The sequence below is a fragment of the Candidatus Pelagibacter sp. HIMB1695 genome (assembly GCF_052047655.1).
In the GTDB taxonomy this organism is placed as follows: domain Bacteria; phylum Pseudomonadota; class Alphaproteobacteria; order Pelagibacterales; family Pelagibacteraceae; genus Pelagibacter.
This window is the reverse complement of sequence record NZ_JBNAJT010000001.1, coordinates 1,161,665-1,185,658: the sequence shown is the minus strand read 5'-3', so window position 1 is coordinate 1,185,658 and position 23,994 is coordinate 1,161,665. Positions and strand designations below refer to the sequence as shown.

The window sequence follows — 23,994 nt, the reverse complement described above, 5'->3', positions numbered from 1 at the left end:
ATTTAATGATATTTGTTAATTACTTTATAGATTAATTAAAAACTATTAAATTTTAAAAATTTTCAAGATCTTCACAAATATAATGTAAAATAGCTATATGTGCCTCTTGAATATGAGAGGTCCTATTTGAATTAATAATTAAAGCAATATCAGATAATTTTTTTAAATCTCCTCCTTTATTGCCTAACAAAGATATAATTTTAATTCCCATTTCTCTAGCTTTGTTTGCTGCACAGATTAGATTAATTGATTGTTTTTTTTTTTTATTCCCTCCACTAGTAGAGAGCAATATAAGTAAATCACCCTTTTTTCCAATAGATGATATTTGTCTTTCATGCACTGTTGAAAAATCAAAATCATTAGACCAAGCTGTAATTATTGCAGAATTAGTAGATAAAGAAATTGCTGGAATAGATTTTCTTTTTTTATTTTTGTATGTACACACGAGTTCACCAGCAAAATGATCTGCATCTGAACTTGAACCACCATTTCCAGCTATTAAAATTTTATTTTTTCTTTTGATACAATTTTTTATACATTTAATTATCTTTTCAATATCCTTTCTATCATCAGCAAGGCCCTTTATTAAATTTCCACTTATTTCAAAATAATTTTTAATAAAATTTTTTTTCATATTTTTTAAATATATTTATATCATATTTAAATATTTAATATTTAATATTTAATATTTTATTAAAAATTTTAGAACTTAATACTTTAAACAATACTTTTAAAGCGGAAGATTTGTACATTTAAAATAATCTGTGCTAAGCATATTTTAAAACTTAAATTGTAAATTATGAAAAGCTTGAGCACAAAATCAGTCATTTTGGAGAAAATTAATTCTAAACATATAGAGCAAGGATGGCTTAGGTGGTTAAATGAAGAAAAAAATACTAAAAAATTAAATAATCAAATAAATAAATTTACAAAAAAAAATCTTTTAAAATACTTAAATGATCTAAAAAAAAATAATGATCTTATGTTTGCAGTTATAGATCAAGAAACAAAAGAATACATAGGCAATATAAAATTAAATCATATAGACCATATTCACAAAACATGTGGGTATGGTCGTTTACTTGGTTCTAAAAACCACAAAGGGAAAAAATATGGTCTATTAATGCTATATAAAATTTGCGAATATGCTTTTGAAAAATTAAAAATGAATAAAATCTTTACACCAGTTTTTAGTGATAATTATAATTCTCTCAAAAGTAATATTGAATTTGGAATGAGAGTATCTGGTTATTTCAGAGAACACTTTAGGAAAAAAAATAAATTTAAAGATGTTTATTATTTCGAGTTAACTAAAAAAGAGTTTAAAAAAATAAAAAATAAATTTAAATAAATAACATAGGATTAATCTATCTAAATAAAAATAAAAAATTAATAAAAAAATTATTATTTATAATGAAGAAAAAGAATAAGCATATAGCAATTATTCCTGCTCGCAAAAATAGTAAAGGTCTAAAATTTAAAAATCGATTATTATTTAAATATACAAAAAAATTTGTTCAAAAAATTAATTGGTTTAATAATGTTATTTTTGCATCAGACGATATATATTTTGAACCTAGATGCAAAAGAATAAATTTTAGTTTTTACAAAAGAGAAAAAAGAAATTCTCTTGATAATTCATCGATTAAATCAGTTATGAAAGAAATAATAAAAAAATTTAAAATTGATGATAATACTATTATTTGGCTTTTGTATCTAACAATACCTGATAAAAAAATATCTGATTTCAATAAATTTAAAAAAATAACTGATAAAAAAAATTTCTTAAGTGGAATGAGTTTTATTCCAATTAAAACTCACCCTTATGATTGCTGGATAGTTAGTAAAAAAATAAAAAAATTTATTCAAAATGATGTATTTAGAAGGCAAGATAAGATAAAATTATTTGAGCATCATCATTACTTATGTGCTTTTAAGGCCAAAGAAATAAACAATTTGAATTCTGAACTAGTAAATAGTAACACTCATCCTTTAATCATAAATAGAAATATTATTGAAATAGATACGCAAAGTGAATTTAATAAATTTGTAAAAGGAAAGAGGCTCAATGAAAACATTCATAATTGCTGAAATAGGCATCAATCACAATGGAAATATGAAAATTTGTAAAAAATTAATAGATGTAGCAAAAGATGCAGGTTGCGATGCAGTTAAATTTCAAAAAAGAACTCTTAATAAAGTTTACTCTAAGGAACAATTAAAATCATATAGAGAAAGTCCATGGGGGAAAACTACTTATGATCAAAAAAATGGTCTTGAATTTAACTTTAAGGATTACAAAACAATAGATAAATTTTGTAAAAAAAGAAAAATCAACTGGTTTGCATCTGCTTGGGATTTGGAAAGTCAAAAATTTTTAAATAAATTTAATTTAAAATTTAATAAAATAGCATCAGCAATGATCATTGATACAAAATTTTTAGACTTCGTTGCAAGACAAAAAAAACATACCTTTATTTCAACAGGCATGAGTACAATGAAAAATATCTCTGATGCAGTAAAAATATTTAAAAAAAGAAAGTGTTCTTTCGAATTGATGCATTGCGTTTCAACATATCCAATGAATGATGAAACGGCTAATTTAAATATGATTAATGTTTTAAAAAAAAAATTTAAATGTAATGTTGGATATAGTGGGCATGAGAATGGTTTGGTAATCTCAATTGGAGCATCTGCATTTGGAATATCTTCATTAGAAAGACACATAACTCTTGACAGGACAATGTATGGATCAGATCAGGCTGCGTCGATAGAACCAAATGGATTAAGATCGTTGGTAAGCTCGGTAAGAAAAATTGAAAAAGCACTTGGAGATGGAAAAAAAAGATTTTTAACAGATGAAAAAGTCATTGCTAAAAAACTTAGAGCACATTTATAAAATTATGAAAAAAGAAAATAATATTTGGGAAAACTATAATAATCTTTTATTAAGCAATGACATCTCTAGAATAAGAAAAATATTAGCTAGATATGAGTTATTTAAAAAAACAGTTAATATTCCTGGAGATATTGTTGAATGTGGAGTTTTTAAGGGTGTAAGTTTTATGTTTTGGCTTAAATGTTTAAAAATATTTTCCCCAAACTCAAAAAAAAAAGTAATAGGATTTGATATGTTTTCTGGATTTCCAAAAAACTTGAAAGATGTGGAAAAATTAAATGCAAAAAAATATGTTAAAACAAGCGATTTTAAAGGGGTTAATCCTAAAGATTTATCAAAAAAAGCAATGAAGATTATAGGAAATGATAAATTTGAATTTATTAAAGGTGATGTTGTAAAAACCTCTAAAAGTTATGTTTCTAAAAACTATGGTTTTAAAATTTCTCTCCTTCATCTTGATCTAGACACTTATAATGGTACGAAATCAGCTCTAATTAATTTTTTTCCAAAACTCAGTAAGGGAGGTATCGTAATTTTAGATGAATATGGTAGTAGAGGATGGGGGGAAACTGAAGCTGTAGATGAATTTTTAAAAGAAAAAAAATATAAAGTTAATCTACTAGATAACACAGAAAGTCCCACTGGATATATTATAAAATAGAAATCAATTTTAATGAAAAAAGTAAAAAAAATAAAAATAAAAAATTCAAATATTCTTTATAAAAAAGCATTAAAAATTATTCCATATGGGTCTCAGACTTACAGTAAAGGAGTAAAAGCATTCAGTGACGGTGTTTCACCAAAATTTTTAGCGAAAGGTAAAGGATGCGAAGTGTGGGACGTAGATGGAAATAAATTTATAGACTATGTAATGGCTAATCAACCACTTTTATTAGGTTATGCTGATGAAGATGTAAATCAAGCTGTAAAGAAACAATTAGATCTTGGATCAACATTTAGTGTTAGTAACAAACTTGAAATTGACGTTGCGGAATTACTTGTTAAACATATTCCTGATGCAGATGGGGCAAGATTTGGTAAAAATGGAGCAGATGCGACATCAATTGCAGTAAGGCTATCGAGAGCAATAACAAAACGAGATCATATTGCTTTTTGTGGATATCATGGATGGCATGATTGGTTTATTGGAACAACCGATTTAAATTCTGGAATTCCCAAATTTAATAATCAACTAGCTCACTCATTTGCTTATAATAATATTTCTAGTTTAGAAAAAATATTTTCAAAATATAAAGATAAAATTGCATGTGTTATCATGGAACCAATAACAGTTAATGGGCCAATTTCAAAACCATCTGGATCAACAAAATGGAAAGATTATAATAAAGATAACAATTTTTTAACCGATGTAAAAAAGCTTTGTAAAAAAAATGGAGCTTTGTTAATTTTTGACGAGGTAGTAACTGGGTTCAGATATGATATTGGCGGAGCTCAAAAAATGTTTGATGTCATTCCTGATCTATCTTGCTGGGCAAAAGCTATGTCTAATGGAATACCACTCTCTGCAATTACAGGTAGAAAGAAATATATAAAATATTTAGAAAAAACTTTTTTCTCATTTACATATGGTGGAGATTGTATTGGATTAGCTGCTGCGAAAGCAACTATAAATAAAATTGAAAAAAAAAATGTTATCGATCATTTGTATAAAGTTGGAGGACGATTAAAAAAAGGTATGAATTACCTTGCTAAAATTTATGATTTAGAAGAAATGATAGCGTGCGCTGGATATCCTTGTAGATCTGTAATGACAATAAAAAAATTTGGACAGTATCAAAAACCTTTAATCACAAAAAGTTTGATTCAACAAGAATTGATGTTTAGGGGGGTTCTATGGTCACAATATCACTCAATTAGCTATTCTCACAAAAATGGACATATAGACAAATCTTTAAACGCTTTTGAAGATGCTTTTAAAAAATTAAATAAAATTGTTAAGAATAATAAAAAAATAGAAAATAGCTTAATTGGCAAACCTTGTGAAACTGTATTTACAAGAGTTGCTGATTTTCAAGCGGTCGCTACTAGTCAAAAAAATTGATGTTTGATTTGAAATCAAAAATAATTGTAATTACAGGAGGGGCTGGTTTGTTAGGATCTAGAATGGTTCAAGTGATTCAAAAACATGGTGGCACACCTGTTGTTTTTGATAATGATTTAAAAAAAATTAATGAATTAAAAAAAAATAATAAAAATAAAATTGATAACATTTATTATTATAAGATTGACATAACTAAAAAAGATCAAATAAAAAAAATAGTAAATGTTATTTCTAAGAAATTTAAGAAAATTGATTGTTTAATCAATAATGCTGGATTTAATCCAAAATTAGGTTTGAAAAAGAATAAATTTGAAAATTTTTCTTTAAAACAATGGGAAAAAGAAATCCAAATTGGTTTAACAGGTTCATTATTAGTCACACAAGAAGTTGTAAAAAAAATGATCAAACAAAATCATGGAAATATTATAAATATTTCATCAGACTTAGGTATAATTGCTCCAAATCAATTTTTATATGGAAAAAATAACAAGAAACCTATTAGTTACTCAGTTGTTAAACATGGTATAATTGGTTTTTCTAAGTACCTTGCGACTTATCTTGCTGAATATAATATTAGATCAAATGCCCTTTGCCCAGGAGGAATATCAAATAATCAACCAAAAAAATTCATAAATAAAATTAAAAAATTAATCCCCTTACAAAGAATGGCAAAAATAAATGATTATGATGGAATTATTTTGTACATGTGCTCAGATTATTCATCTTATATGACTGGATCCACTATAATCTGTGATGGTGGAAGGAGCACTTGGTGATTAAATTAAATTTCTAACAATTTTCAAATTATTGTTTGCTGTTTGTAATGCAATATCTCCTCTATTAGTTTCAAATGTAAAAAAATTATTGTATTTTTTATTTTTTAAAAATTTAAATAAGCTTTTAAAATTAATTTCTCCGTCTCCAAAGATAACATTTTCTCCAAATTTATTTCTATCTTTTAAGTGAATATGGTTAATATAAGGATAATAACTTTTTAGATTATTGAGAACATTTTTATTTTTTAAAAAAAAATTTCCTGTATCAAATGTTATTTTAATATCTTTAATTTTAGTTATAGATAGAATTTTTTTGAAGTCTCTAAAATCTTCGTTTATTTCTAAAGAAATTTTTAAGTTATGTTTTTTTGACTCTTCATCTAAAAATACTAGAAAATTTAAAAGTTTTGATACATTTTTTTTTAAAAAATTTTTGTTAATAAGTGGTATAATCAAAAGTTTACATTTAATTAGCTTAATATTCTTAAACAATTTTTTATAATATTTAATTAAACCTACATCATCTAAGGATTTATCAATAATAAAATTATCACAAACAATATGGTGATTAATATTTGTTTTATTAAGATTTTTTAGAAGTTTTCTTTGGCCTTCTTTAGACCAAATGGGATTTTTTTTATTTATCTTATTTTCTAAAAAAAGCTCGATGTAGTCTAAGTTTGTTTGATGTAAAACAGTAAATTCTTGGTTCCATTTTCTTGGAAATTTTTGAAGAACACCTTTTTTTTCGTTTGTTAGTCTTCCTTGAGTAATTCCAAATTTCATTAATTGTAATTTTAATATATTTTAAAGATACCTATTCAAATTTTTTTCAGTGCATAAATCAAGCCAATTGAGCTATTAGTACTGGTCAGCTGCACGCATTACTGCGCTTCCACATCCAGCCTATCAACGTGGTGGTCTACCACGGCTCTATAGGAAGAACTAGTTTTGAGGTGAGTTTCCCGCTTAGATGCTTTCAGCAGTTATCTCGTCCATACTTAGCTACCCGGCACTGCAGCTGGCGCTACAACCGGTCCACCAGTGGTATGTTCAACCCGGTCCTCTCGTACTAGGGTCAACTCCTCTCAATTCTTCTACACGCATAGCAGATAGGGACCGAACTGTCTCACGACGTTCTGAACCCAGCTCACGTACCACTTTAATTGGCGAACAGCCAAACCCTTGGGACCTGCTCCAGCCCCAGGATGTGATGAGCCGACATCGAGGTGCCAAACACTGCCGTCGATATGAGCTCTTGGGCAGTATCAGCCTGTTATCCCCGGCGTACCTTTTATCCGTTGAGCGATGGCCCTTCCACTCAGAACCACCGGATCACTATGACCGACTTTCGTCTCTGCTCGACTTGTCAGTCTCACAGTCAGGCAGGCTTATGCCATTGCACTCTACGAACGATTTCTGACCGTTCTGAGCCTACCTTCGCACGCCTCCGTTACTATTTGGGAGGCGACCGCCCCAGTCAAACTACCCACCATACAATGTCTTGATGCCGGATAACGGCGATCAGTTAGATACCAAGAAAAACAAAAGAGGTATTTCACTGGTGACTCCACATAAACTGACGCCTATGCTTCAATGTCTCCCTCCTATACTAAATATGTTTTTCCTAATACCAATGTAAAGTTGCAGTAAAGGTGCACGGGGTCTTTCCGTCTAACTACGCGAACTCCGCATCTTCACGGAGAATTCAATTTCACTGAGTTGATGTTGGAGACAGCGGAGAAATCGTTACGCCATTCATGCAGGTCGGAACTTACCCGACAAGGAATTTCGCTACCTTAGGACCGTTATAGTTACGGCCGCCGTTTACTGGGGCTTCAGAAGTTAGCTTGCACCAACCGCATTAACCTTCCAGCACCGGGCAGGCGTCAGACCCTATACATCCACTTACGTGTTAGCAGAGCCCTGTGTTTTTGATAAACAGTCGCTTCTCCCTGGCTTGTGCCACCCATCTCTAGTTGCCTAAAAACAGGTCTTCCTTATCCCGAAGTTACGGAAGCATTTTGCCGAGTTCCTTCAACATCATTCTCTCAAGCGCCTAAATATACTCTATTAATCCACCTGTGTCGGTTTAGGGTACGGTCTAATGATGGAGCTATTTCTTGGAACCTTTTCGCGGCAAGCTCAATCCATTAAGAACTCACAACTTACAAGATCCGTCACTACCATCTGGTTAAGGAATATTAACCTTATTTCCATCGACTACGGCTTTCGCCCTCGCCTTAGGTGCCGACTAACTCTGCGCGGATTAACCTTGCGCAGAAACCCTTGGATTTTCGGCGAAGAAGTTTTTCACTTCTTTTATCGTTACTTATGTCAGCATTCGCACTTCTGATACCTCCAGGATCCCTCACGGGTATCCCTTCACAGGCTTACAGAACGTTCCGCTACCAGTTATAATTTTCGAAAAAATTATAAATCCACAGATTCGGTATATGATTTTAGCCCCGTTACATCTTCGGCGCAGAAACTCTATTAGACCGGTGAGCTGTTACGCTATCTTTAAAGGATGGCTGCTTCTAAGCCAACCTCCCGGCTGTTAAGGAATTTCCACATCCTTTCACACTTAATCATAATTTGGGGACCTTATCTGGTGGTCTGGGCTCTTTCCCTCTCGACCATGGACCTTAGCACCCACAGTCTGTCTGCTGAAGAACAACATTTAGCATTCGGAGTTTTATTAGGTTTGGTAAGAATCTCTTCCCCCTAGCCCATTTAGTGCTCTACCTCTAAATGTCTATTTATTCAACGCACTACCTAAATAGTTTTCGCGGAAAACCAGCTATCTACGAATTTGGTTGGCCTTTCACCCCTTACCACAAGTCATCCAAAGACTTTTCAACGTCAACTGGTTCGGTCCTCCGGTTGGTGTTACCCAACTTTCAACCTGCTCATGGTAAGCTCATTCGTTTTCGGGTCTAATTCATAAAACTAATCGCCCTATTAAGACTTGCTTTCGCTGCGCCTACACCTAGATGGCTTAAGCTTGCTTTATAAATTAAGTCACTGACCCATTATACAAAAGGTACGCCGTCACTCTAAAAAGAGCTTCGACTGATTGTAGGCATGCGGTTTCAGGTTCTATTTCACTCCCCTAATAGGGGTTCTTTTCACCTTTCCCTCACGGTACTAGTTCACTATCGGTCACTGAAGAGTATTTAGGCTTAGAGGGTGGTCCCCCTATATTCGAGCAGGATTTCACGTGTCCCGCTTTACTCAAGAATTTTGTTAAACATTACTCATACGGGACTATCACCCTCTATGGTTAGCATTTCCAAACTATTCAAATTTTTTTAACAAAACTACTGGCCTAGTCCGCGTTCGCTCGCCACTACTAACGGAATCTCAATTGATTTCTTTTCCTCTGGTTACTTAGATGTTTCAGTTCTCCAGGTTGTCTCTTTAAACCTATGTATTCAGTTTAAAGTACCACATAAAGTGGTGGGTTTCCCCATTCGGAAATTTTCGGATCAAAACTTACATACAGCTCCCCGAAACTTATCGCAGTATATCACGTCCTTCATCGGCTTTCAGTGCCAAGGCATCCACTACACGCCCTTAAACGCTTGATTTATGCACAGAAAAAAATTCTGTGTTGAATCAAATTTTTATTTTGAACATTAGCTAATAACATTACTAATGTTCGGATATAGATATTGATATTAATTATTAATTATTTACAAATTTTTATAACTAAGTGTTTTGGTGGAGGATAGCGGGATCGAACCGCTGACCTCCTGAATGCAAATCAGGCGCTCTCCCAGCTGAGCTAATCCCCCATGATCTTAAATTGGTGGGCCGAGAAAGACTCGAACTTTCGACCCCACCCTTATCAAGGGTGTGCTCTAACCAACTGAGCTACCGGCCCCTATGCAAAGAGAAACACTACTTTAAGAAGAGAAATGAGGACGGTCAACATTACCTGTATATTATTTAGAATGAAATTTTACTTTCATTCATCCTTAGAAAGGAGGTAATCCAGCCGCAGGTTCCCCTACGGCTACCTTGTTACGACTTCACCCCAGTCGCTGACTATACCGTGGTCAAGGGTTTTAAACCTTGCCTTAAGGTAGAACCAACTCCCATGGTGTGACGGGCGGTGTGTACAAGACCCGGGAACGCATTCACCGTGGCACGCTGATCCACGATTACTAGTAATTCCAGCTTCATGCACTCGAGTTGCAGAGTGCAATCCGAACTGAGGTATCTTTTAAGGATTTGCTTGACCTCGCAGTCTTGCTTCCTGTTGTAGATACCATTGTAGCACGTGTGTAGCCCAACACGTAAGGGCCATGAGGACTTGACGTCATCCCCACCTTCCTCCAGCTTATCACTGGCAGTTCTTTCAGAGTGCCCAACTAAATGATGGCAACTAAAAGTGAGGGTTGCGCTCGTTGCGGGACTTAACCCAACATCTCACGACACGAGCTGACGACAGCCATGCAGCACCTGTGTTTCGTCCGGCCGAACCGAAAACTCTAATCTCTTAGAGTCGCGACGAACATGTCAAGTGTTGGTAAGGTTCTGCGCGTATCTTCGAATTAAACCACATGCTCCACTACTTGTGCGGGTCCCCGTCAATTCATTTGAGTTTTAACCTTGCGGTCGTACTCCCCAGGCGGTGTGTTTATCGCTTTCGCTGCGACACTGAAAATAAATTTCCAACGTCTAACACACATCGTTTACGGCATGGACTACGAGGGTATCTAATCCTCTTCGCTACCCATGCTTTCGTTCCTCAGTGTCAGTAATGATCCAGAAAGCTGCCTTCGCAATTGGTATTCTTTCTAATATCTACGAATTTCACCTCTACACTAGAAATTCTGCTTTCCTCTATCATACTCTAGCTGAAAAGTTTTAATGGCAGTTCCAGAGTTAAGCTCTGGGATTTCACCACTAACTTTTTCAACCACCTACGAACTCTTTAAGCCCAGTAATTCCGAACTACGCTAGGTCCCTTCGTATTACCGCGGCTGCTGGCACGAAGTTAGCCGGACCTTCTTATTCGGGTACAGTCATTTTCTTCCCCGACGAAAGAGCTTTACAACCCAAAGGCCTTCTTCACTCACGCGGCATCGCTGCATCAGAGTTTCCTCCATTGTGCAAGATTCCCCACTGCTGCCTCCCGTAGGAGTTTGGGCCGTGTCTCAGTCCCAATGTGGCTGATCATCCTCTCAAATCAGCTATTGATCACAGTCTTGGTAGGCCATTACCCCACCAACAAACTAATCAAGTGCAGGCTCATCCAATGGTGCATAAAGCTTTCTCCGTAAAGACTTATCCGGTATTAGCACAAGTTTCCTCGTGTTATTCCAGGCCAAAGGGTAGATACCCACATGTTACTCACCCGTCTGCCACTAAGTATTGCTACTTCGTTCGACTTGCATGTGTTAGGCGTGCCGCCAGCGTACGTTCTGAGCCATGATCAAACTCTCAAGTTTAAAAACGGCGCACACTAGCTTCCATATAAATTCTAAGAATAAAATTTATATGTGATTGAAGTGTGTACGACAAATTTTTGGTAACCTTAACCGTCCACACTTCTCTTCTTAAATTTTAACTTTTAAAATAGCTAATTGAGCTAAAAAGGCTCAATAATCCTCACTAATTTATTGTGTTAACAATAATTTTATTGAGAAAGTTCAGTGCTTATAGGCTAAAAATAATGGAAATCAAGCATTTAAGAATAAATATTTAAATAAAAACACGCCATTTTAAGGGCTTTTTTTTGATTTTTAACACTGTCTAAACTAATAATTGTGTTCGCTTAAATATAAAATGTTAAAAATTCTATTTAGTAAAACAAAAAAAAACTTAGAAATTTTTGGCTTAGTTTTATTGATTCTTTTTACTGCTATCTTCACTACTTATTTTAATTCAACAAAAAAAGAGAATTTAGAAATCTATAATAATTTTGTTGATAACATTTACTTTAAAAAAACACTTACACACATAGTTGAAAACCTTGAACCAAAATACAAAAAAATAAAACATAAAATAAAATCTGGTGAAACATTTGATCAAATTTTAGAGAATTATCTATTACAAAAAAAAGAAATATTAGAAATAAAAAAAGCTTTAAAAAAAAAAGTTAATCTTAATAAATTAAATACCAGACAAATTATTGAGTTCAGCCTAGATAAAACTAATAATCAAATAAGTGAATTTACTTTTCAAATATCAAATAAACAAAAAATATTTTTAGTAAGAGACAATTCTGGTAATACTTTTAATGATGAAATTATTTCAATTAAATTAAATAAGAAAATAGTTTACAGAGAAAATTTAATTTTACAAAGTCTATACAAAGCTGCAACAGATGAAAAAATACCAGCAAATATAATAATTGAATTTGCTAGGATATATGGTTTTCAAGTAGACTTTCAAAGAGATATAAGAAAACAAGATAAGTTTCAAATAATGTATGAAATTTTCCTTAATGATAAAAATGAAATCATTGAAACAGGAGAAATACTTTTTGCTAATTTAAAATTAAGTGGTCAAGACAATGAGCTTTATTATTTTGATAAAGAAGGAAGTGAAGGGCATTATGATAAAAATGGTAAGAGTGTTAAAAAAGCTTTAATGAAAACTCCAATTAATGGAGCAAGACTTTCATCATCTTTTGGTATGAGAAAACATCCCATAGATGGATATAATAAAATGCATAGAGGAACTGATTTTGCAGCACCTACAGGAACGCCTATTATGGCATCTGGAGACGGTGTTGTAAAAAAAGCTGGATGGTGTGGTGGAGGTGGTAACTGTGTAAAAATAAGACATAACTCAACTTATCAAACAGTGTATGCTCACATGTCAAAGTTTGCTCGTGGCATTAAACCAGGAGTAAGAGTAAAACAAGGTCAAACAATTGGCTACGTTGGTTCAACAGGTAAGTCTACTGGACCTCATTTACATTACGAAGTAATTGTAAATGGAAAAAAAGTTAATTCTCAAAAACTAAAACTTCCTTCAGGTAAAATATTAAAAGGTAAAGAGAGAAAATTATTTGAAACTAATAAAATCAAACTGGATGTTCTTAAATCAGAAAAAATTATAGGTTTGAATTAATTAGCTTCTGCTGGTGTTTCAGTTTGAATATCTAAGTTAGGATTATCTTTTAAATTTTTTTCAGAAACATCAATATTTTCTGATGGCTTATTTGTTTCTTTTTCATTTTCATCAGATTTCTCTTCTAAATTTCTCTCTTTTTTGAAGCTTTCTCTTTCATTTAGTATTCTTGTAAAATGATCAGCATGCTGAAGATAATTTTCAGAAAGAATTTTATCACCATTTGACAAAGCCTCTCTAGCTAAATCATTGTACTTTTCGATTAATTTTGGTGCATTGTGATTGTTTCTGCCTGGAGACTTTCTTTTGAAATTATCACCATTAGAAAAATTTGAACTAAATTTCTGCCTGTCACCATTAGATTTAAAATTTCTGTCGTTTCTTCTAAAATTATTTCTTCTATTGTTGTTATTACTGTTATTCCTAAATGTTACCATGATTTAAATAATTATATTTTTGTGCAAATTATGCATCGATCATTATAACCAAGATCTTTTAGAGCACTATTTATATAAAAACCCTCTTTATTTAATAATTTAATTACTTTATTTTTTTGATCAAATCCAATCTCTAAAATAAATTTACCATTTTTTTTAATCAGCTCAGATGATTTTTTAATAACTTTTCTGATTTCTGATAAACCATCTAATCCACCATCTAGTGCTATTTTTGGTTCAAACCTAGCAACTCCTTTATCCAAATATTTTATAATATGCTTTTTAATATAAGGAGGATTAGAAACAATCAAATCATATTTGCCCAAACTAAATTTGTCAACATTAGATTTGTATAATTTAAGTCTATTATGTACTTTTAAACTAGTTGCATTCATATTGGCTATTTTTAAACAATTTTTGCTTATATCTATTCCCGTTCCATAAAAATTTTTTCTCTCTTTTAATATAGACAAAAGTATACATCCAGATCCTATGCCAATATCTAAAATACTAAGTTTACTTTTATTTTTTGTTAAATTTAAAATATTTTCTACAATTAGCTCAGTATCAGGACGAGGTATTAAAGTATCCTCTGTTACAAAAAATTCTGAATTCCAAAATAACTTTTTATTTGTCAAATGCGATACTGGCTTACCTTTGGACCTTTCATTAATTAGTTTTTGAAACAAATTTAAATTTTTTTCTTCTATTTTTTCTTGAGAATTAAGTATTAAGTATTTTTTATCCTTATTAATTGCTTTTGACATTAAAATTTCTGAATCCAAATAAGGATTTAAAAAAAATTTATCTTTTAAAATTTGAGCACCTTGAGTTATTGCTGATTGAATATTCATTTATTTTAAATTACTTAAACTTTCTTCTTGTGCTTGCAGTGTAAGTGACTCTATCATTTCATCAAAAGCTTCACCTTCAAGAAATTCTTCTAATTTGTGCAAAGTTAAATTTATTCTATGATCTGTAACTCTACCTTGTGGAAAATTATAAGTTCTAATTCTTTCTGATCTATCTCCAGTACCAATTTTAGTTTTTCTATCTTGTGACCTTTCTTGATCAATTCTTGATCTTTCAAGTTCATATAATCTTGCTCTTAAGATTTTCATTCCTTTTGCTTTATTTTTGTGCTGTGATTTTTCATCTTGTTGAGAAACTGATAAACCAGTGGGTATATGAGTTATTCTAACAGCGCTATCTGTTGTGTTGACTGATTGTCCACCTGGACCACCCGCTCGAAAAACGTCAATTCTTAAGTCAGAGTCGTTTATTTTTAAATCTACTTCTTCAGCTTCAGGTAAAACAGCAACTGTGGCTGCGGATGTATGCACTCTTCCTTGTGTTTCGGTATCTGGAACTCTTTGAACTCTATGCACACCACTCTCATATTTTAATGTAGAATATATATTTGTACCTTTAATAGATGCAATTACCTCTTTTAAACCCCCAGCATCACTTCTTGAAATAGAAATAAGTTCTAATGACCACTTTTTTTTATGACTTACTTTTTCATACATTTTGAAAAGGTCTGAAGCAAATAAACTTGCTTCTAGTCCACCAGTTCCAGCCCTTATTTCTATTATTGCATTTTTTTTATCTGCTTCATCTTTTGGCAGTAGAAATAATTTTAATTTTTTTTCATTGATCTCATGTTGAGATTTCAAATCAACAAGTTCTAACTCAGCCATATTTTTTAATTCTTTATCTGATGAGTTGTCCTCTAATATTTTCTCTAATTCTTGTTTTTCATTTTCGAAAGATAAATATTTTTTAGCATTTAAAATTATTTCATTAACATCTGAATATTCTTTTGATTTTTCAGCAAATATTTTATTATCTAAACTTCCTGATGATAGATCTTTTTCTAGTGTAGAATGTTTTATAATTAATTCTTCAATAGTCTTTGTTGGTATCATTGTAAATTTTCTAATTCAGAGGCCTTTTTTTCAACTTCTGCTACGACTTTATTAACTATATCATTAGTTAATACTTTTTCACTTTGTACCCCAGATAAATAAAGCATGTTGTTACCTTTTCCACCTCCAGTTATTCCAATATCAGTTAAAGCAGCCTCACCAGGTCCGTTCACAACACAGCCAATTATAGATAGGGTAATTGGAGTTTTTATATGAGATAATTTTTCCTCTAAAATTTTAACTGTATCAATTACTTGAAACGCTTGCCTTGCACAAGATGGGCAGGAAATTATTTTAACTCCTCTATTTCGTAATCCTAAAGATTTAAGGATTTCATTTCCAATCTTAATCTCTTTTACAGGATCATCTGACAAAGAAACTCTTAAAGTGTCACCTATTCCGTCTAATAGCAATGAACCTAGTCCTATTGAAGACTTAACACTTCCTGATACAAAACTCCCAGCCTCAGTTATTCCAAGATGAAGAGGATAATCAGTAACATCTGAAAGATGCCTGTAAGCTGCAATCGACAAAAATACATCAGAGGACTTGACGCTTATCTTGAAATTAAAAAAATCTTGATCCTCTAATATTTTAATATTTCTTTTTGCACTCTCCACTAATGCCTCAGGGCATGGCTCTTTATACTTTTCTAGAATATCTTTTTCTAGAGAGCCTGCATTAACTCCTATTCGAATTGAACAATCATTATTTTTTGCTGCACTTAAAACTTCATAGATTTTATTTTTATCACCAATATTTCCAGGATTTATTCTTAAACACTTTGCTCCATTTTCTGCAGCTTCTATAGCTCTTTTATAATGAAAATGAATGTCTGCAATTACAGGTATTTGAACATTTTTGGTAATTTCTTTTAAGGCTTTTGAAGAGTCCTCATCTGGACAGGAAACTCTTACAAGGTCAGCACCCTCTTCATGAATTTTATTTATTTGTTCTATAGTAGCTGAAATATCTGTAGTCAAAGTATTTGTCATTGATTGAACTGATATTGGATTGTCACCACCAACTTTAACATTACCAACGTTAATTACTTTAGTTTTTTTTCGATTTATATTTCTAAATGGTCTTACATTCATAAGTTTAATCTAGTTTAAATTCTTTATGTAGAGCAGCTATTGCTTTTTTTACATTTTTTGATGAAACTAATACTGAAATTTTAATTTCAGATGTTGATATAACTAAAATATTTATTTGTTTTGAAGCTAAAGCTTGAAACATCCTGTAAGTAATTCCAGGTGTAGTAATCATCCCAACTCCAATTATAGAAACTTTGGAAAGATTTTTATCAAAAGAAAGTTTTTTATAAGATATCGATTTATTTTGCTTAATTAATTTCTCAGTTTTTTTCAGATCATCAGATTTAATCGTAAAAGTTAAGTCAGTATCTTTTCCATTTTGAGAAATATTTTGTACAACCATATCAACGTTAATTAAATTTCTTGATAGTGGTCTAAAAACTGAAGCAGCAACACCAGGTCTATCTTTAACTCCTACAATTGTGATCTTAGCATCATTTTTAGTTGAAGATATCCCGGTAATTATTTGATCGCTAAACGCTTTTTTAGAGCCTGTTATTAATGTACCTGGTTTACTAACAAATGAAGACTTAACTTTAATATCAATATTATTTAGCTTTGCATCTTGAACCGATGTTGGTTGCATCACTTTTGATCCTAATGATGCCATTTCCAACATTTCGTCATAAAATATTTTTTTAATTTTCTTTGCTTTTTTATGTTGTCTTGGATCAGTAGTATAAACACCATCGACATCTGTATAAATAATACATTCATCAGCTTTAATAAATTTTGCTAACATTATTGCAGTTGCATCAGAACCACTTCTTCCTATTGTGGTAATTCTATTTTCATTATTAATTCCTTGAAAACCAGTAACAATTGGGATCCCACCTTGTTTCACATAATTATTTAATTCTTTTGTAATTATCTTATTTATTCTTGCTCCAGAATAAGGTCCATCAGTAATTATTGGCAATTGCCAAGAAACCCATGACCTAGACTTAAAACCATCATGAGTAAGTCTTCCAGCAATTAAAGCACATGAAACTTGTTCTCCAGTGGATACAAGTGCATCATATTCAGATCTGCTAAAATTATTACTAATTTGCTTCGATTTTTTTACGAGCTCATTGGTTACTCCACTCATTGCAGATGAAATCACCAAAACTCTATTTTTTTTCTTTTTATAAGCAGCTATAATTTTGCATACTTTTTTTATCCTATCGATACTACCAACAGAAGTTCCGCCAAATTTTAGTACAACAGTTTTCATGATCAGTTGAATTAATATAATTTAATTATAAATTGATAAAGTACATCTTAATTGTTATGTCAACTAATTATATATTATGAACAGTATTAATAAAAAAGAAATAGAAAAATTTTCAAATATGGCGGCCGAATGGTGGGATCCAGAAGGAAAATTTAAACCTCTTCATAAATTTAATCCTATAAGAATAAAATATATTAAAGAAAATATAGTTAAGGAATTTCAACTTAAAAATAAAAAATATCCTCTTTCTGGAATAAATGTCCTTGATATTGGATGTGGAGGTGGATTGTTATCTGAGCCCATGTGTAGATTAGGAGCTAATGTTACAGCAATCGATGCTTCAAATAAAAATATTGCCATAGCAAACCTACATGCAAAAAAAAACAATCTTAAAATAAACTATATATGTTCATCGCCTGAAAAACTAAAAACTACAAAAAAATTTGATGTAATTTTGAACATGGAGATTGTTGAACATGTTGAGGATGTTGATTTTTTTTTAAAATCATGTGCTAACCTTTTAAAAAAAAATGGATTAATGTTTGTTGCAACTATAAATAAAACCTTAAAATCTTATATATTTGCAATTGTTGGTGCAGAATATGTTTTGAGATGGCTTCCTATTGGCACCCATGAATGGGAAAAGTTTGTTAAGCCTGAGGAATTAAAAAATATTCTAATCAAGAACAATCTAAATCTCAAAAAAATTGATGGAATGAATTTTAACATTCTAAAGGATGAATGGAATGTTTCAAAAGATTTATCAGTAAATTATATTGCTGAATTTAAGAAAAACTAATTTTCTTTTTCATCAACCCAAGGAATTAATTGTGTATCTATGCCCTCTTCTTTGAGCTCTTTAACGTCTTTCTGAGAGGCTTTACCATATATCCCTTTTATAGGTTTCTTACTATTGTAATGAATAGATCTAGCTTCATATGCAAAATTATCCCCAACGTACTTAAAATTATCTTTTATAAACTTTTGATAATTTTTAATTGTTTTTTTAATTTTTTTATACTTCTGAGTATCAAATTTTTCTTCATTTTTAGCTTTTCTACTTATTAGCTGAGGAGCCATTAATGTTTTTTCAACTTTTTCAGAATTACAGTTGTGACAGATTAAAAGTTTTTTCTTTTTTAATTTTTCATATTCTGATGAAGTAGAGAACCAACTATCAAACTTTAATTCACAGTCGTTACACAAAAGTTTGTATTTTATCATAGTATAGAATTAGTTATCAAAATTTATATTTCAATATGTTCAACTTCTATAATCAGCATTTATCTCAATATAATTTTTTGTAAAATCCATAGTAAAAGCAGTAAAGCTTTTAGGACCAGTAAACAAATCTACGTTGATTTCTATATTTTCACCTTTCATATACTCAGCTACTAATTTTTCATCGTAGTTCTTGTGTAATTTTCCATCCTGAATTATTTGATAATTTCCAAATTTCAAACCTAATTTATTTAAATTTATTTTTGGTCCTGCTTTTCCTATTGCCATCACTATTCGTCCCCAGTTTGGATCTTCTCCCGCAATAGCTGTTTTTACCAAAGCTGAATTTGCTATTGAGAAAGCAATTGTCTTTGCATCTTGTTCACTTTTGCTTTTATTAATATTTATAGTGACAAATTTTGATGCTCCTTCTCCATCTGAAACTACTCTCTTAGCTAAATTTAATAAAACATTGTTTAATGCTTTGTCGAATTTTTTTAGTTTTATATCATTAATACTTTTAATATTTGAATTGTTTGCTTTATTTGTTGCAAAAATACTAACCATATCATTTGTGCTAGTGTCTCCATCACACGAGATAGCATTAAATGTATTTGTAATATTTTTTTTTAATAATTTACTTAAAATATCATTCGATAAGTTGGCATCTGTAAATATGTATGCCAAAGTGGTTCCCATATTTGGAAATATCATACCCGAACCTTTAGCAACACCATAAATTTTTACCTCTTTATCTCCAATTTTACATTGATCCATCGCAAGTTTTGGTTTTGTATCAGTAGTCATTATTCCTAAGGCTGCTTTCATCCAAAGAAATTTGTTTTGTGTATAATTGATTTTTTTAATCAAGTTTGGAATTTGATCTATAATCTTTTCACATGGAAAGGTTTCGCCTATTGTACCTGTGCATCCAAAAATAATTTCCTTTGAAGTAATTTTCTTTGGATAATCTTCATCTTCAACTTGTTTTTTTGTTAATTGCTCAGAAGTTAAATCAGCAATTTTTGCTAAACTTTCGTAACCTTGTTTACCTGTGAAAGCATTTGCATTTCTAGTATTTACAATAAGAGAATAAATTTTTTTTGATTTTTGATTTATATTCCATTTAATATTTTCTGAGATAACTTTTGACTGTGTATAGACAGAGGCATGATTTGCACCATCTCTAAAGTAAAACATTACTAAATCATCTCTTTTAGTTTTATATAAATCTGCACTTAGAGCTGAAATAGATAAGCCATCTATATGATCAAGGTCTTGGAAATCCATCATTCTGGTATTTTTTGATTTCGAGGTTAAAAAATTTGTTAAATTAATACCCATGATATTTAAAATAATTGTTTAATACATATATTAAACAATATATTTAAAGAATAAATCAAATAGTCATGTTTAACCCGTTTAACATAATTACAAAATTTATCAAATCTAGTAATCAAAAAGAACTAGATAGAATTAGAAAAGTTGTAGAAAAAATAAATTCACAAGAGGAACAATTCATAAAATTGAGTGATACAGACTTTCCAAAAAAAACAATTGAATTTAAAAATCAATTAAAAAATGGAAAAAGTTTAGACGAAATTCTACCTGAAGCATTTGCATTAGTAAGGGAAGCTGCAAAAAGAACAAGACAAGAAAGACATTTTGATGTTCAACTTATCGGGGGAGTAGTTCTCCACGAAGGTAAAATTGCTGAAATGAGAACGGGTGAAGGAAAAACACTAACTATTGCCTTAGCGGCTTATTTAAATGCGCTTTCTGAAAATGGAGTTCATATAGTAACAGTTAACGATTATTTAGCAAAAAGAGACTCAATGGAAATGGGTCTAATATATAATTTTCTAGGTCTTACTTCTGGATTTATAAATAATGACCAAGATGATCTGGAAAGAAAGAAAAACTACAATTGTGACATTACTTATGCAACCAACAGTGAATTAGGATTTGATTATCTAAGAGACAACATGAAGTTTTCTCAAAAAGAGATGGTTCAAAGATCTCATGCATTTTCAATTGTAGATGAAATAGATTCTTGTTTAATTGATGAAGCAAGAACTCCACTTGTAATTTCTGGAGCTGCAGAAGATAAAACTGCTCAATACTTAGCAATAGATAAACTTGTTAAAATTTTAAATAATAAAGATTTTGAAATAGATGAGAAAGAAAAAAGTATACTTTTAACAAATGAGGGTATTAATAATGTTGAAAAACTTTTTTCTAATGCTGGTATATTAAAAAATGATAATTTTTATGATCCAGAAAATCTTCATTTAGTTCACCATGTAAATCAAGCACTCCGTGCAAATCACTTATTTGAAAAAGGAAAGGATTACATAGTTAAAGACGGAGTTCTTAAAATTATAGATGAATTAACTGGTAGAATTCTAGAAGGAAGAAGATTTGGAGATGGACTTCATCAGGCTCTTGAAGCTAAAGAAAAAATTCAGATACAAAATGAAAATCAAACTTTAGCATCAATTACCTATCAAAATTATTTTAAACTATATAAAAAAATATCAGGTTGTACCGGTACTGCAGTCACAGAATCTGAAGAATTTTTTGAAATATATAATCTTTCAGTGGTTGTAATCCCAACAAATAAAGAAATGATCCGAAAGGACTATAATGATTTGATCTTTAGAACTGAAAAAGAAAAAAATGATGCAATAATTAATAAGATCATTGAAAAACATGAAATTGGTCAACCAATTTTGGTTTTCACATCTAGTATCAACAAATCTGAAGTTTATTCTAAATTATTAAATGAAAAAAATATTAAACACGTAGTTTTAAATGCAAAGAACCATGAAAATGAAGCTGAAATTATTGCAAATGCAGGAAAAGAAAAATCTTTGATAATTACAACCAGTATTTCTGGTAGAGGTGTTGACATCCAGCTTGGTGGAAAAAAAGGATCAATTCCTGATGATCAGTTAAAAATAGATAAAGAAAAAATTAAATCTCTAGGTGGTTTATTTGTAATTGGTACAGAAAGAATGGAGTCTAGAAGAGTGGACAATCAGGCAAGAGGAAGAGCTGGACGACAAGGAGATGAGGGTAGTTCTGTCTTTTATGTAAGTTTAGAAGATGATTTGATGAGAATTTTTGGCTCAGAATCTATGAATAATATGCTTGAAAAACTTGGTTTAAAAGATGGTGAAAGTATTGATCACCCTTGGATCAACAAAGCATTAGAAAGAGCTCAGCAGAAAGTTGAAGCCAGAAATTTTGATATCAGAAAAACACTTATCAAATTTGACAATGTTTTAAATGACCAAAGACATGTTGTGTTTTCTCAAAGAAAAAATGCAATGAATAGTGAAAATATTTTTGATTATTCCGACGAATTTTTAAAAGAAATATCAGAAGACTTGATAAAATTAAAAATTCAAAACCTATCTAATCCAAAAAGTAATGAATTTAACAATAAAGTTAGGCAAATTGTTGGGAAAAGTTTTAATGATGCCGAACTTGAAAGTTTGATTTCTGCAAAAGATAATGAACTGAAAGAGCAAATATCCTCAAAATTTAATGAGACACGTAATGAAAGAATTAAAGTTCTAAACGAGCAGCATGCAAAAGAAATTGAAAAAAGAATATTTTTGCAAACAATAGATTTGAATTGGAAATCACATATACAATATTTAGAACAACTTAGACAAGTGATTGGATTAAGATCTTACGGTCAAAGAGATCCTTTAGTTGAATATAAAAAAGAAGCTTTTGATTTATTTTCAAATTTATTAGAAAAACTAAAATTAGACTACGTTACAATTTTAATGAATTTAAAAGTTATAACAGAAGAAAGATCTTCCAATGAGGAAAGAGTAAATCCAAAACCACAAGCCAAAAAAATGGGAAGAAATGAACCTTGCTTCTGTGGATCGGGCAAGAAGTTTAAACATTGCCATGGAGCTTTGTAATTCTTAAAAAAGAAAAAATAAAGAAGCTAAAAATAATAACCCTCCACCAATACCAAATAATAATTTTTTTGATTTGAAAATGTTATTAAAATTATTTTTCTTAATGGTCAAATTACTTAAATCTTCTACATTGCTCATAAAACCATCATTTCTTCCAATTTTTAAAAATTTATTTTTTCTTTCATTCATTATATCTTCTGACGTCATTTCTTTGTATTGATCTAAATTCGTAGAAATAGATTTTCTAACGTTATCAAGCATCAGGTCTCTATCCCTGTGAGCACCACCTAAAGGTTCTGGGATTATTTCATCAATAACTTTTAATTTTAATAAATCTTTTGCGGAAAGCTTCATTGCTTTTGCTGCATCAAGCATTTTTTTTGGATCTCTCCATAATATAGTTGCACAGCCTTCAGGAGATATAACTGAATAAATAGCATTTTCTAGCATGATAACTTTGTTAGACGATGCTAATGCAATCGCACCACCTGATCCACCTTCACCTATAATTATTGCAATAGTTGGAACCTTAAGTTCCATACAGCATTCAATTGATTTTGCTATTGCCTCAGCTTGACCTCTTTCCTCTGCACCAACACCAGGATAAGCGCCTGGCGTGTCTATAAAAGAGATAATTGGAATTTTAAATTTATTTGCTAAATTCATTAAACGAATAGTTTTTCTATAACCCTCAGGTCGCATCATCCCAAAATTTCTTTGAATTCTGCTATCTAAATCTTCACCCTTTTCTTGACCGATAACTAAAACTGACTGACCATTAAATTTTGCAAAACCAGTAAGTACAGATTTATCTTCACCATAATAACGATCTCCAGATAGAGAAATAAAATCTTCGAATAAATTATCTATGAAAAATTTAGACTTTGGTCTGTCTTCATGTCTCGCAACCATGGTGGTTTGCCATGGATCTAGGTTTGAATATATATCATTTAATTTTTGATCTAACTCAACTTGTGTTTTTGAAATTTTTTGGGTATCCACTTCTGATAATCCCTCTTGATTGTATGGATCTTTTAATTTTTCCAATTCTGTCTCTAAATCTTTAATCTCAGTTTCAAAATTAAGATAATTTTTCATAATAAGGTTATAGCGGATGGTTAATTCATAAAAAAGGCAATAAAATGATATTTAATTTAAAGTGTAATTGTTATTAATTGACTCTTTTCTAGAAGAGGATACATATTTTATTGTCGGGAGAGACTATTAAATTTAGCACCGAAGGAGCAACCACCCCGGAAACTCTCAGGTAAAAAGGACCGATAGTTGCATAACACTCTGGAAAGAGAATTAATTCCGCCGAA

The 23,994-nt window shown here is 30.9% G+C and carries 19 protein-coding genes, 2 tRNA genes, 2 rRNA genes and 1 riboswitch; of the genes, 9 read left to right on the top strand and 14 right to left on the bottom strand.

Features of this window, described 5'->3' with window-relative positions:
• Window positions 1–52: 52 nt before the first annotated feature.
• The gene (locus ACTTAX_RS06420) at window positions 53–634 is read right to left on the bottom strand and encodes a D-sedoheptulose-7-phosphate isomerase (protein ID WP_440693737.1); all 582 of its coding nucleotides are present in this window, start codon (window positions 632–634) and stop codon (window positions 53–55) included.
• A 165-nt stretch (window positions 635–799) separates the two neighbouring features.
• Here ACTTAX_RS06420 and ACTTAX_RS06415 point away from each other — a divergent pair, with 165 nt between their 5' ends.
• The 6 genes from ACTTAX_RS06415 (at window position 800) to ACTTAX_RS06390 (ending at window position 5,737) form a co-directional block, all read left to right on the top strand.
• A complete protein-coding gene (locus tag ACTTAX_RS06415; RefSeq protein WP_440693735.1) occupies window positions 800–1,351 on the top strand; it encodes a GNAT family N-acetyltransferase in 552 nt (183 codons plus the stop codon).
• A 62-nt stretch (window positions 1,352–1,413) separates the two neighbouring features.
• Window positions 1,414–2,091: a hypothetical protein gene (locus ACTTAX_RS06410; RefSeq protein WP_440693733.1), complete on the top strand. Its 678-nt coding sequence runs from the start codon at window positions 1,414–1,416 to the stop codon at window positions 2,089–2,091.
• Window positions 2,069–2,899 carry an N-acetylneuraminate synthase family protein gene (locus ACTTAX_RS06405; protein ID WP_440693731.1) on the top strand — a complete coding sequence of 277 codons (831 nt, stop codon included), beginning with the start codon at window positions 2,069–2,071 and terminating at the stop codon, window positions 2,897–2,899. Before ACTTAX_RS06410 ends, ACTTAX_RS06405 begins: the two co-directional genes overlap by 23 nt.
• 4 nt (window positions 2,900–2,903) lie before the next feature.
• On the top strand, window positions 2,904–3,560 hold the full coding sequence (locus tag ACTTAX_RS06400) for a TylF/MycF/NovP-related O-methyltransferase (protein WP_440693729.1): 657 nt from the start codon (window positions 2,904–2,906) through the stop codon (window positions 3,558–3,560).
• 12 nt (window positions 3,561–3,572) lie between these two features.
• A complete protein-coding gene (locus ACTTAX_RS06395; protein ID WP_440693727.1) occupies window positions 3,573–4,961 on the top strand; it encodes an aminotransferase class III-fold pyridoxal phosphate-dependent enzyme in 1,389 nt (462 codons plus the stop codon).
• Complete coding sequence (locus ACTTAX_RS06390; protein ID WP_440693725.1) at window positions 4,961–5,737, top strand: SDR family oxidoreductase; 777 nt, start codon at window positions 4,961–4,963, stop codon at window positions 5,735–5,737. The genes ACTTAX_RS06395 and ACTTAX_RS06390 overlap by 1 nt, the downstream gene beginning before the upstream one ends.
• Here the strand turns inward: ACTTAX_RS06390 and ACTTAX_RS06385 are convergent, their stop codons facing one another.
• The 5 genes from ACTTAX_RS06385 to ACTTAX_RS06365 form a co-directional block, all read right to left on the bottom strand.
• Entirely contained in the window at window positions 5,738–6,523 is a 786-nt protein-coding gene (locus ACTTAX_RS06385) for a sugar phosphate isomerase/epimerase family protein (protein WP_440693724.1), read from the bottom strand.
• Between the two features lie 54 nt (window positions 6,524–6,577).
• Window positions 6,578–9,330 (bottom strand): 23S ribosomal RNA (locus tag ACTTAX_RS06380).
• 131 nt (window positions 9,331–9,461) lie between these two features.
• Window positions 9,462–9,537 (bottom strand) — tRNA-Ala (locus ACTTAX_RS06375).
• 12 nt (window positions 9,538–9,549) lie between these two features.
• Window positions 9,550–9,626, bottom strand: a tRNA-Ile gene (locus tag ACTTAX_RS06370).
• Between the two features lie 98 nt (window positions 9,627–9,724).
• Window positions 9,725–11,199: ribosomal RNA gene (locus ACTTAX_RS06365) — 16S ribosomal RNA — on the bottom strand.
• The 16S and 23S rRNA genes sit together here with 2 tRNA genes alongside, the layout of an rRNA operon.
• 337 nt (window positions 11,200–11,536) lie before the next feature.
• Here ACTTAX_RS06365 and ACTTAX_RS06360 point away from each other — a divergent pair.
• Window positions 11,537–12,829 (top strand): peptidoglycan DD-metalloendopeptidase family protein, encoded by a 1,293-nt coding sequence (locus ACTTAX_RS06360; RefSeq protein ID WP_440693722.1) that lies wholly within the window; start codon window positions 11,537–11,539, stop codon window positions 12,827–12,829.
• Here ACTTAX_RS06360 and ACTTAX_RS06355 read toward each other — a convergent pair.
• Genes ACTTAX_RS06355 through ACTTAX_RS06335 form a run of 5 tightly spaced genes read right to left on the bottom strand, consistent with a single transcriptional unit; the run spans window position 12,826 to window position 17,507 of the window.
• On the bottom strand, window positions 12,826–13,266 hold the full coding sequence (locus ACTTAX_RS06355) for a DUF4167 domain-containing protein (protein ID WP_440693720.1): 441 nt from the start codon (window positions 13,264–13,266) through the stop codon (window positions 12,826–12,828). The two genes, ACTTAX_RS06360 and ACTTAX_RS06355, sit on opposite strands and share 4 nt — an antisense overlap.
• A gap of 11 nt (window positions 13,267–13,277) precedes the next feature.
• Window positions 13,278–14,120: a peptide chain release factor N(5)-glutamine methyltransferase gene (gene prmC / locus ACTTAX_RS06350; protein ID WP_440693718.1), complete on the bottom strand. Its 843-nt coding sequence runs from the start codon at window positions 14,118–14,120 to the stop codon at window positions 13,278–13,280.
• Window positions 14,121–15,194, bottom strand: a complete 1,074-nt coding sequence (prfA, locus tag ACTTAX_RS06345; protein ID WP_440635226.1) for a peptide chain release factor 1 — start codon at window positions 15,192–15,194, stop codon at window positions 14,121–14,123.
• The gene (gene ispG, locus ACTTAX_RS06340) at window positions 15,191–16,291 is read right to left on the bottom strand and encodes a flavodoxin-dependent (E)-4-hydroxy-3-methylbut-2-enyl-diphosphate synthase (RefSeq protein WP_440693716.1); all 1,101 of its coding nucleotides are present in this window, start codon (window positions 16,289–16,291) and stop codon (window positions 15,191–15,193) included. Before ispG ends, prfA begins: the two co-directional genes overlap by 4 nt.
• A 4-nt stretch (window positions 16,292–16,295) precedes the next feature.
• Window positions 16,296–17,507 carry an aspartate kinase gene (locus ACTTAX_RS06335; RefSeq protein WP_075505992.1) on the bottom strand — a complete coding sequence of 404 codons (1,212 nt, stop codon included), beginning with the start codon at window positions 17,505–17,507 and terminating at the stop codon, window positions 16,296–16,298.
• A gap of 76 nt (window positions 17,508–17,583) precedes the next feature.
• On the opposite strand from ACTTAX_RS06335, the gene ubiG reads away from it, so the two are divergent.
• Entirely contained in the window at window positions 17,584–18,306 is a 723-nt protein-coding gene (gene ubiG, locus ACTTAX_RS06330) for a bifunctional 2-polyprenyl-6-hydroxyphenol methylase/3-demethylubiquinol 3-O-methyltransferase UbiG (protein ID WP_440613455.1), read from the top strand.
• On the opposite strand, the gene ACTTAX_RS06325 is transcribed toward ubiG, so the two are convergent.
• A complete protein-coding gene (locus ACTTAX_RS06325) occupies window positions 18,303–18,731 on the bottom strand; it encodes a DUF1178 family protein (protein ID WP_440613456.1) in 429 nt (142 codons plus the stop codon). The genes ubiG and ACTTAX_RS06325 overlap by 4 nt on opposite strands.
• 39 nt (window positions 18,732–18,770) lie before the next feature.
• A complete protein-coding gene (argJ, locus tag ACTTAX_RS06320) occupies window positions 18,771–20,072 on the bottom strand; it encodes a bifunctional glutamate N-acetyltransferase/amino-acid acetyltransferase ArgJ (RefSeq protein ID WP_440693714.1) in 1,302 nt (433 codons plus the stop codon).
• 65 nt (window positions 20,073–20,137) lie between these two features.
• On the opposite strand from argJ, the gene secA reads away from it, so the two are divergent.
• The gene (gene secA / locus ACTTAX_RS06315; RefSeq protein WP_440693712.1) at window positions 20,138–22,672 is read left to right on the top strand and encodes a preprotein translocase subunit SecA; all 2,535 of its coding nucleotides are present in this window, start codon (window positions 20,138–20,140) and stop codon (window positions 22,670–22,672) included.
• 3 nt (window positions 22,673–22,675) lie between these two features.
• On the opposite strand, the gene ACTTAX_RS06310 is transcribed toward secA, so the two are convergent.
• Window positions 22,676–23,770, bottom strand: a complete 1,095-nt coding sequence (locus tag ACTTAX_RS06310; protein WP_440693710.1) for an acetyl-CoA carboxylase carboxyltransferase subunit alpha — start codon at window positions 23,768–23,770, stop codon at window positions 22,676–22,678.
• A 104-nt stretch (window positions 23,771–23,874) separates the two neighbouring features.
• Window positions 23,875–23,962, top strand: a riboswitch (glycine riboswitch).
• Window positions 23,963–23,994 lie beyond the last annotated feature (32 nt).

What these genes read in the sequence shown, in the direction of transcription:
- ACTTAX_RS06420 (WP_440693737.1), bottom strand. Translation starts at nt 634, where the DNA reads ATGAAAAAAAATTTTATTAAAAATTATTTTGAAATAAGTGGAAATTTA.
- ACTTAX_RS06415 (WP_440693735.1), top strand. Translation starts at nt 800, where the DNA reads ATGAAAAGCTTGAGCACAAAATCAGTCATTTTGGAGAAAATTAATTCT.
- ACTTAX_RS06410 (WP_440693733.1), top strand. Translation starts at nt 1,414, where the DNA reads ATGAAGAAAAAGAATAAGCATATAGCAATTATTCCTGCTCGCAAAAAT.
- ACTTAX_RS06405 (WP_440693731.1), top strand. Translation starts at nt 2,069, where the DNA reads ATGAAAACATTCATAATTGCTGAAATAGGCATCAATCACAATGGAAAT.
- ACTTAX_RS06400 (WP_440693729.1), top strand. Translation starts at nt 2,904, where the DNA reads ATGAAAAAAGAAAATAATATTTGGGAAAACTATAATAATCTTTTATTA.
- ACTTAX_RS06395 (WP_440693727.1), top strand. Translation starts at nt 3,573, where the DNA reads ATGAAAAAAGTAAAAAAAATAAAAATAAAAAATTCAAATATTCTTTAT.
- ACTTAX_RS06390 (WP_440693725.1), top strand. Translation starts at nt 4,961, where the DNA reads ATGTTTGATTTGAAATCAAAAATAATTGTAATTACAGGAGGGGCTGGT.
- ACTTAX_RS06385 (WP_440693724.1), bottom strand. Translation starts at nt 6,523, where the DNA reads ATGAAATTTGGAATTACTCAAGGAAGACTAACAAACGAAAAAAAAGGT.
- ACTTAX_RS06360 (WP_440693722.1), top strand. Translation starts at nt 11,537, where the DNA reads ATGTTAAAAATTCTATTTAGTAAAACAAAAAAAAACTTAGAAATTTTT.
- ACTTAX_RS06355 (WP_440693720.1), bottom strand. Translation starts at nt 13,266, where the DNA reads ATGGTAACATTTAGGAATAACAGTAATAACAACAATAGAAGAAATAAT.
- prmC (WP_440693718.1), bottom strand. Translation starts at nt 14,120, where the DNA reads ATGAATATTCAATCAGCAATAACTCAAGGTGCTCAAATTTTAAAAGAT.
- prfA (WP_440635226.1), bottom strand. Translation starts at nt 15,194, where the DNA reads ATGATACCAACAAAGACTATTGAAGAATTAATTATAAAACATTCTACA.
- ispG (WP_440693716.1), bottom strand. Translation starts at nt 16,291, where the DNA reads ATGAATGTAAGACCATTTAGAAATATAAATCGAAAAAAAACTAAAGTA.
- ACTTAX_RS06335 (WP_075505992.1), bottom strand. Translation starts at nt 17,507, where the DNA reads ATGAAAACTGTTGTACTAAAATTTGGCGGAACTTCTGTTGGTAGTATC.
- ubiG (WP_440613455.1), top strand. Translation starts at nt 17,584, where the DNA reads ATGAACAGTATTAATAAAAAAGAAATAGAAAAATTTTCAAATATGGCG.
- ACTTAX_RS06325 (WP_440613456.1), bottom strand. Translation starts at nt 18,731, where the DNA reads ATGATAAAATACAAACTTTTGTGTAACGACTGTGAATTAAAGTTTGAT.
- argJ (WP_440693714.1), bottom strand. Translation starts at nt 20,072, where the DNA reads ATGGGTATTAATTTAACAAATTTTTTAACCTCGAAATCAAAAAATACC.
- secA (WP_440693712.1), top strand. Translation starts at nt 20,138, where the DNA reads ATGTTTAACCCGTTTAACATAATTACAAAATTTATCAAATCTAGTAAT.
- ACTTAX_RS06310 (WP_440693710.1), bottom strand. Translation starts at nt 23,770, where the DNA reads ATGAAAAATTATCTTAATTTTGAAACTGAGATTAAAGATTTAGAGACA.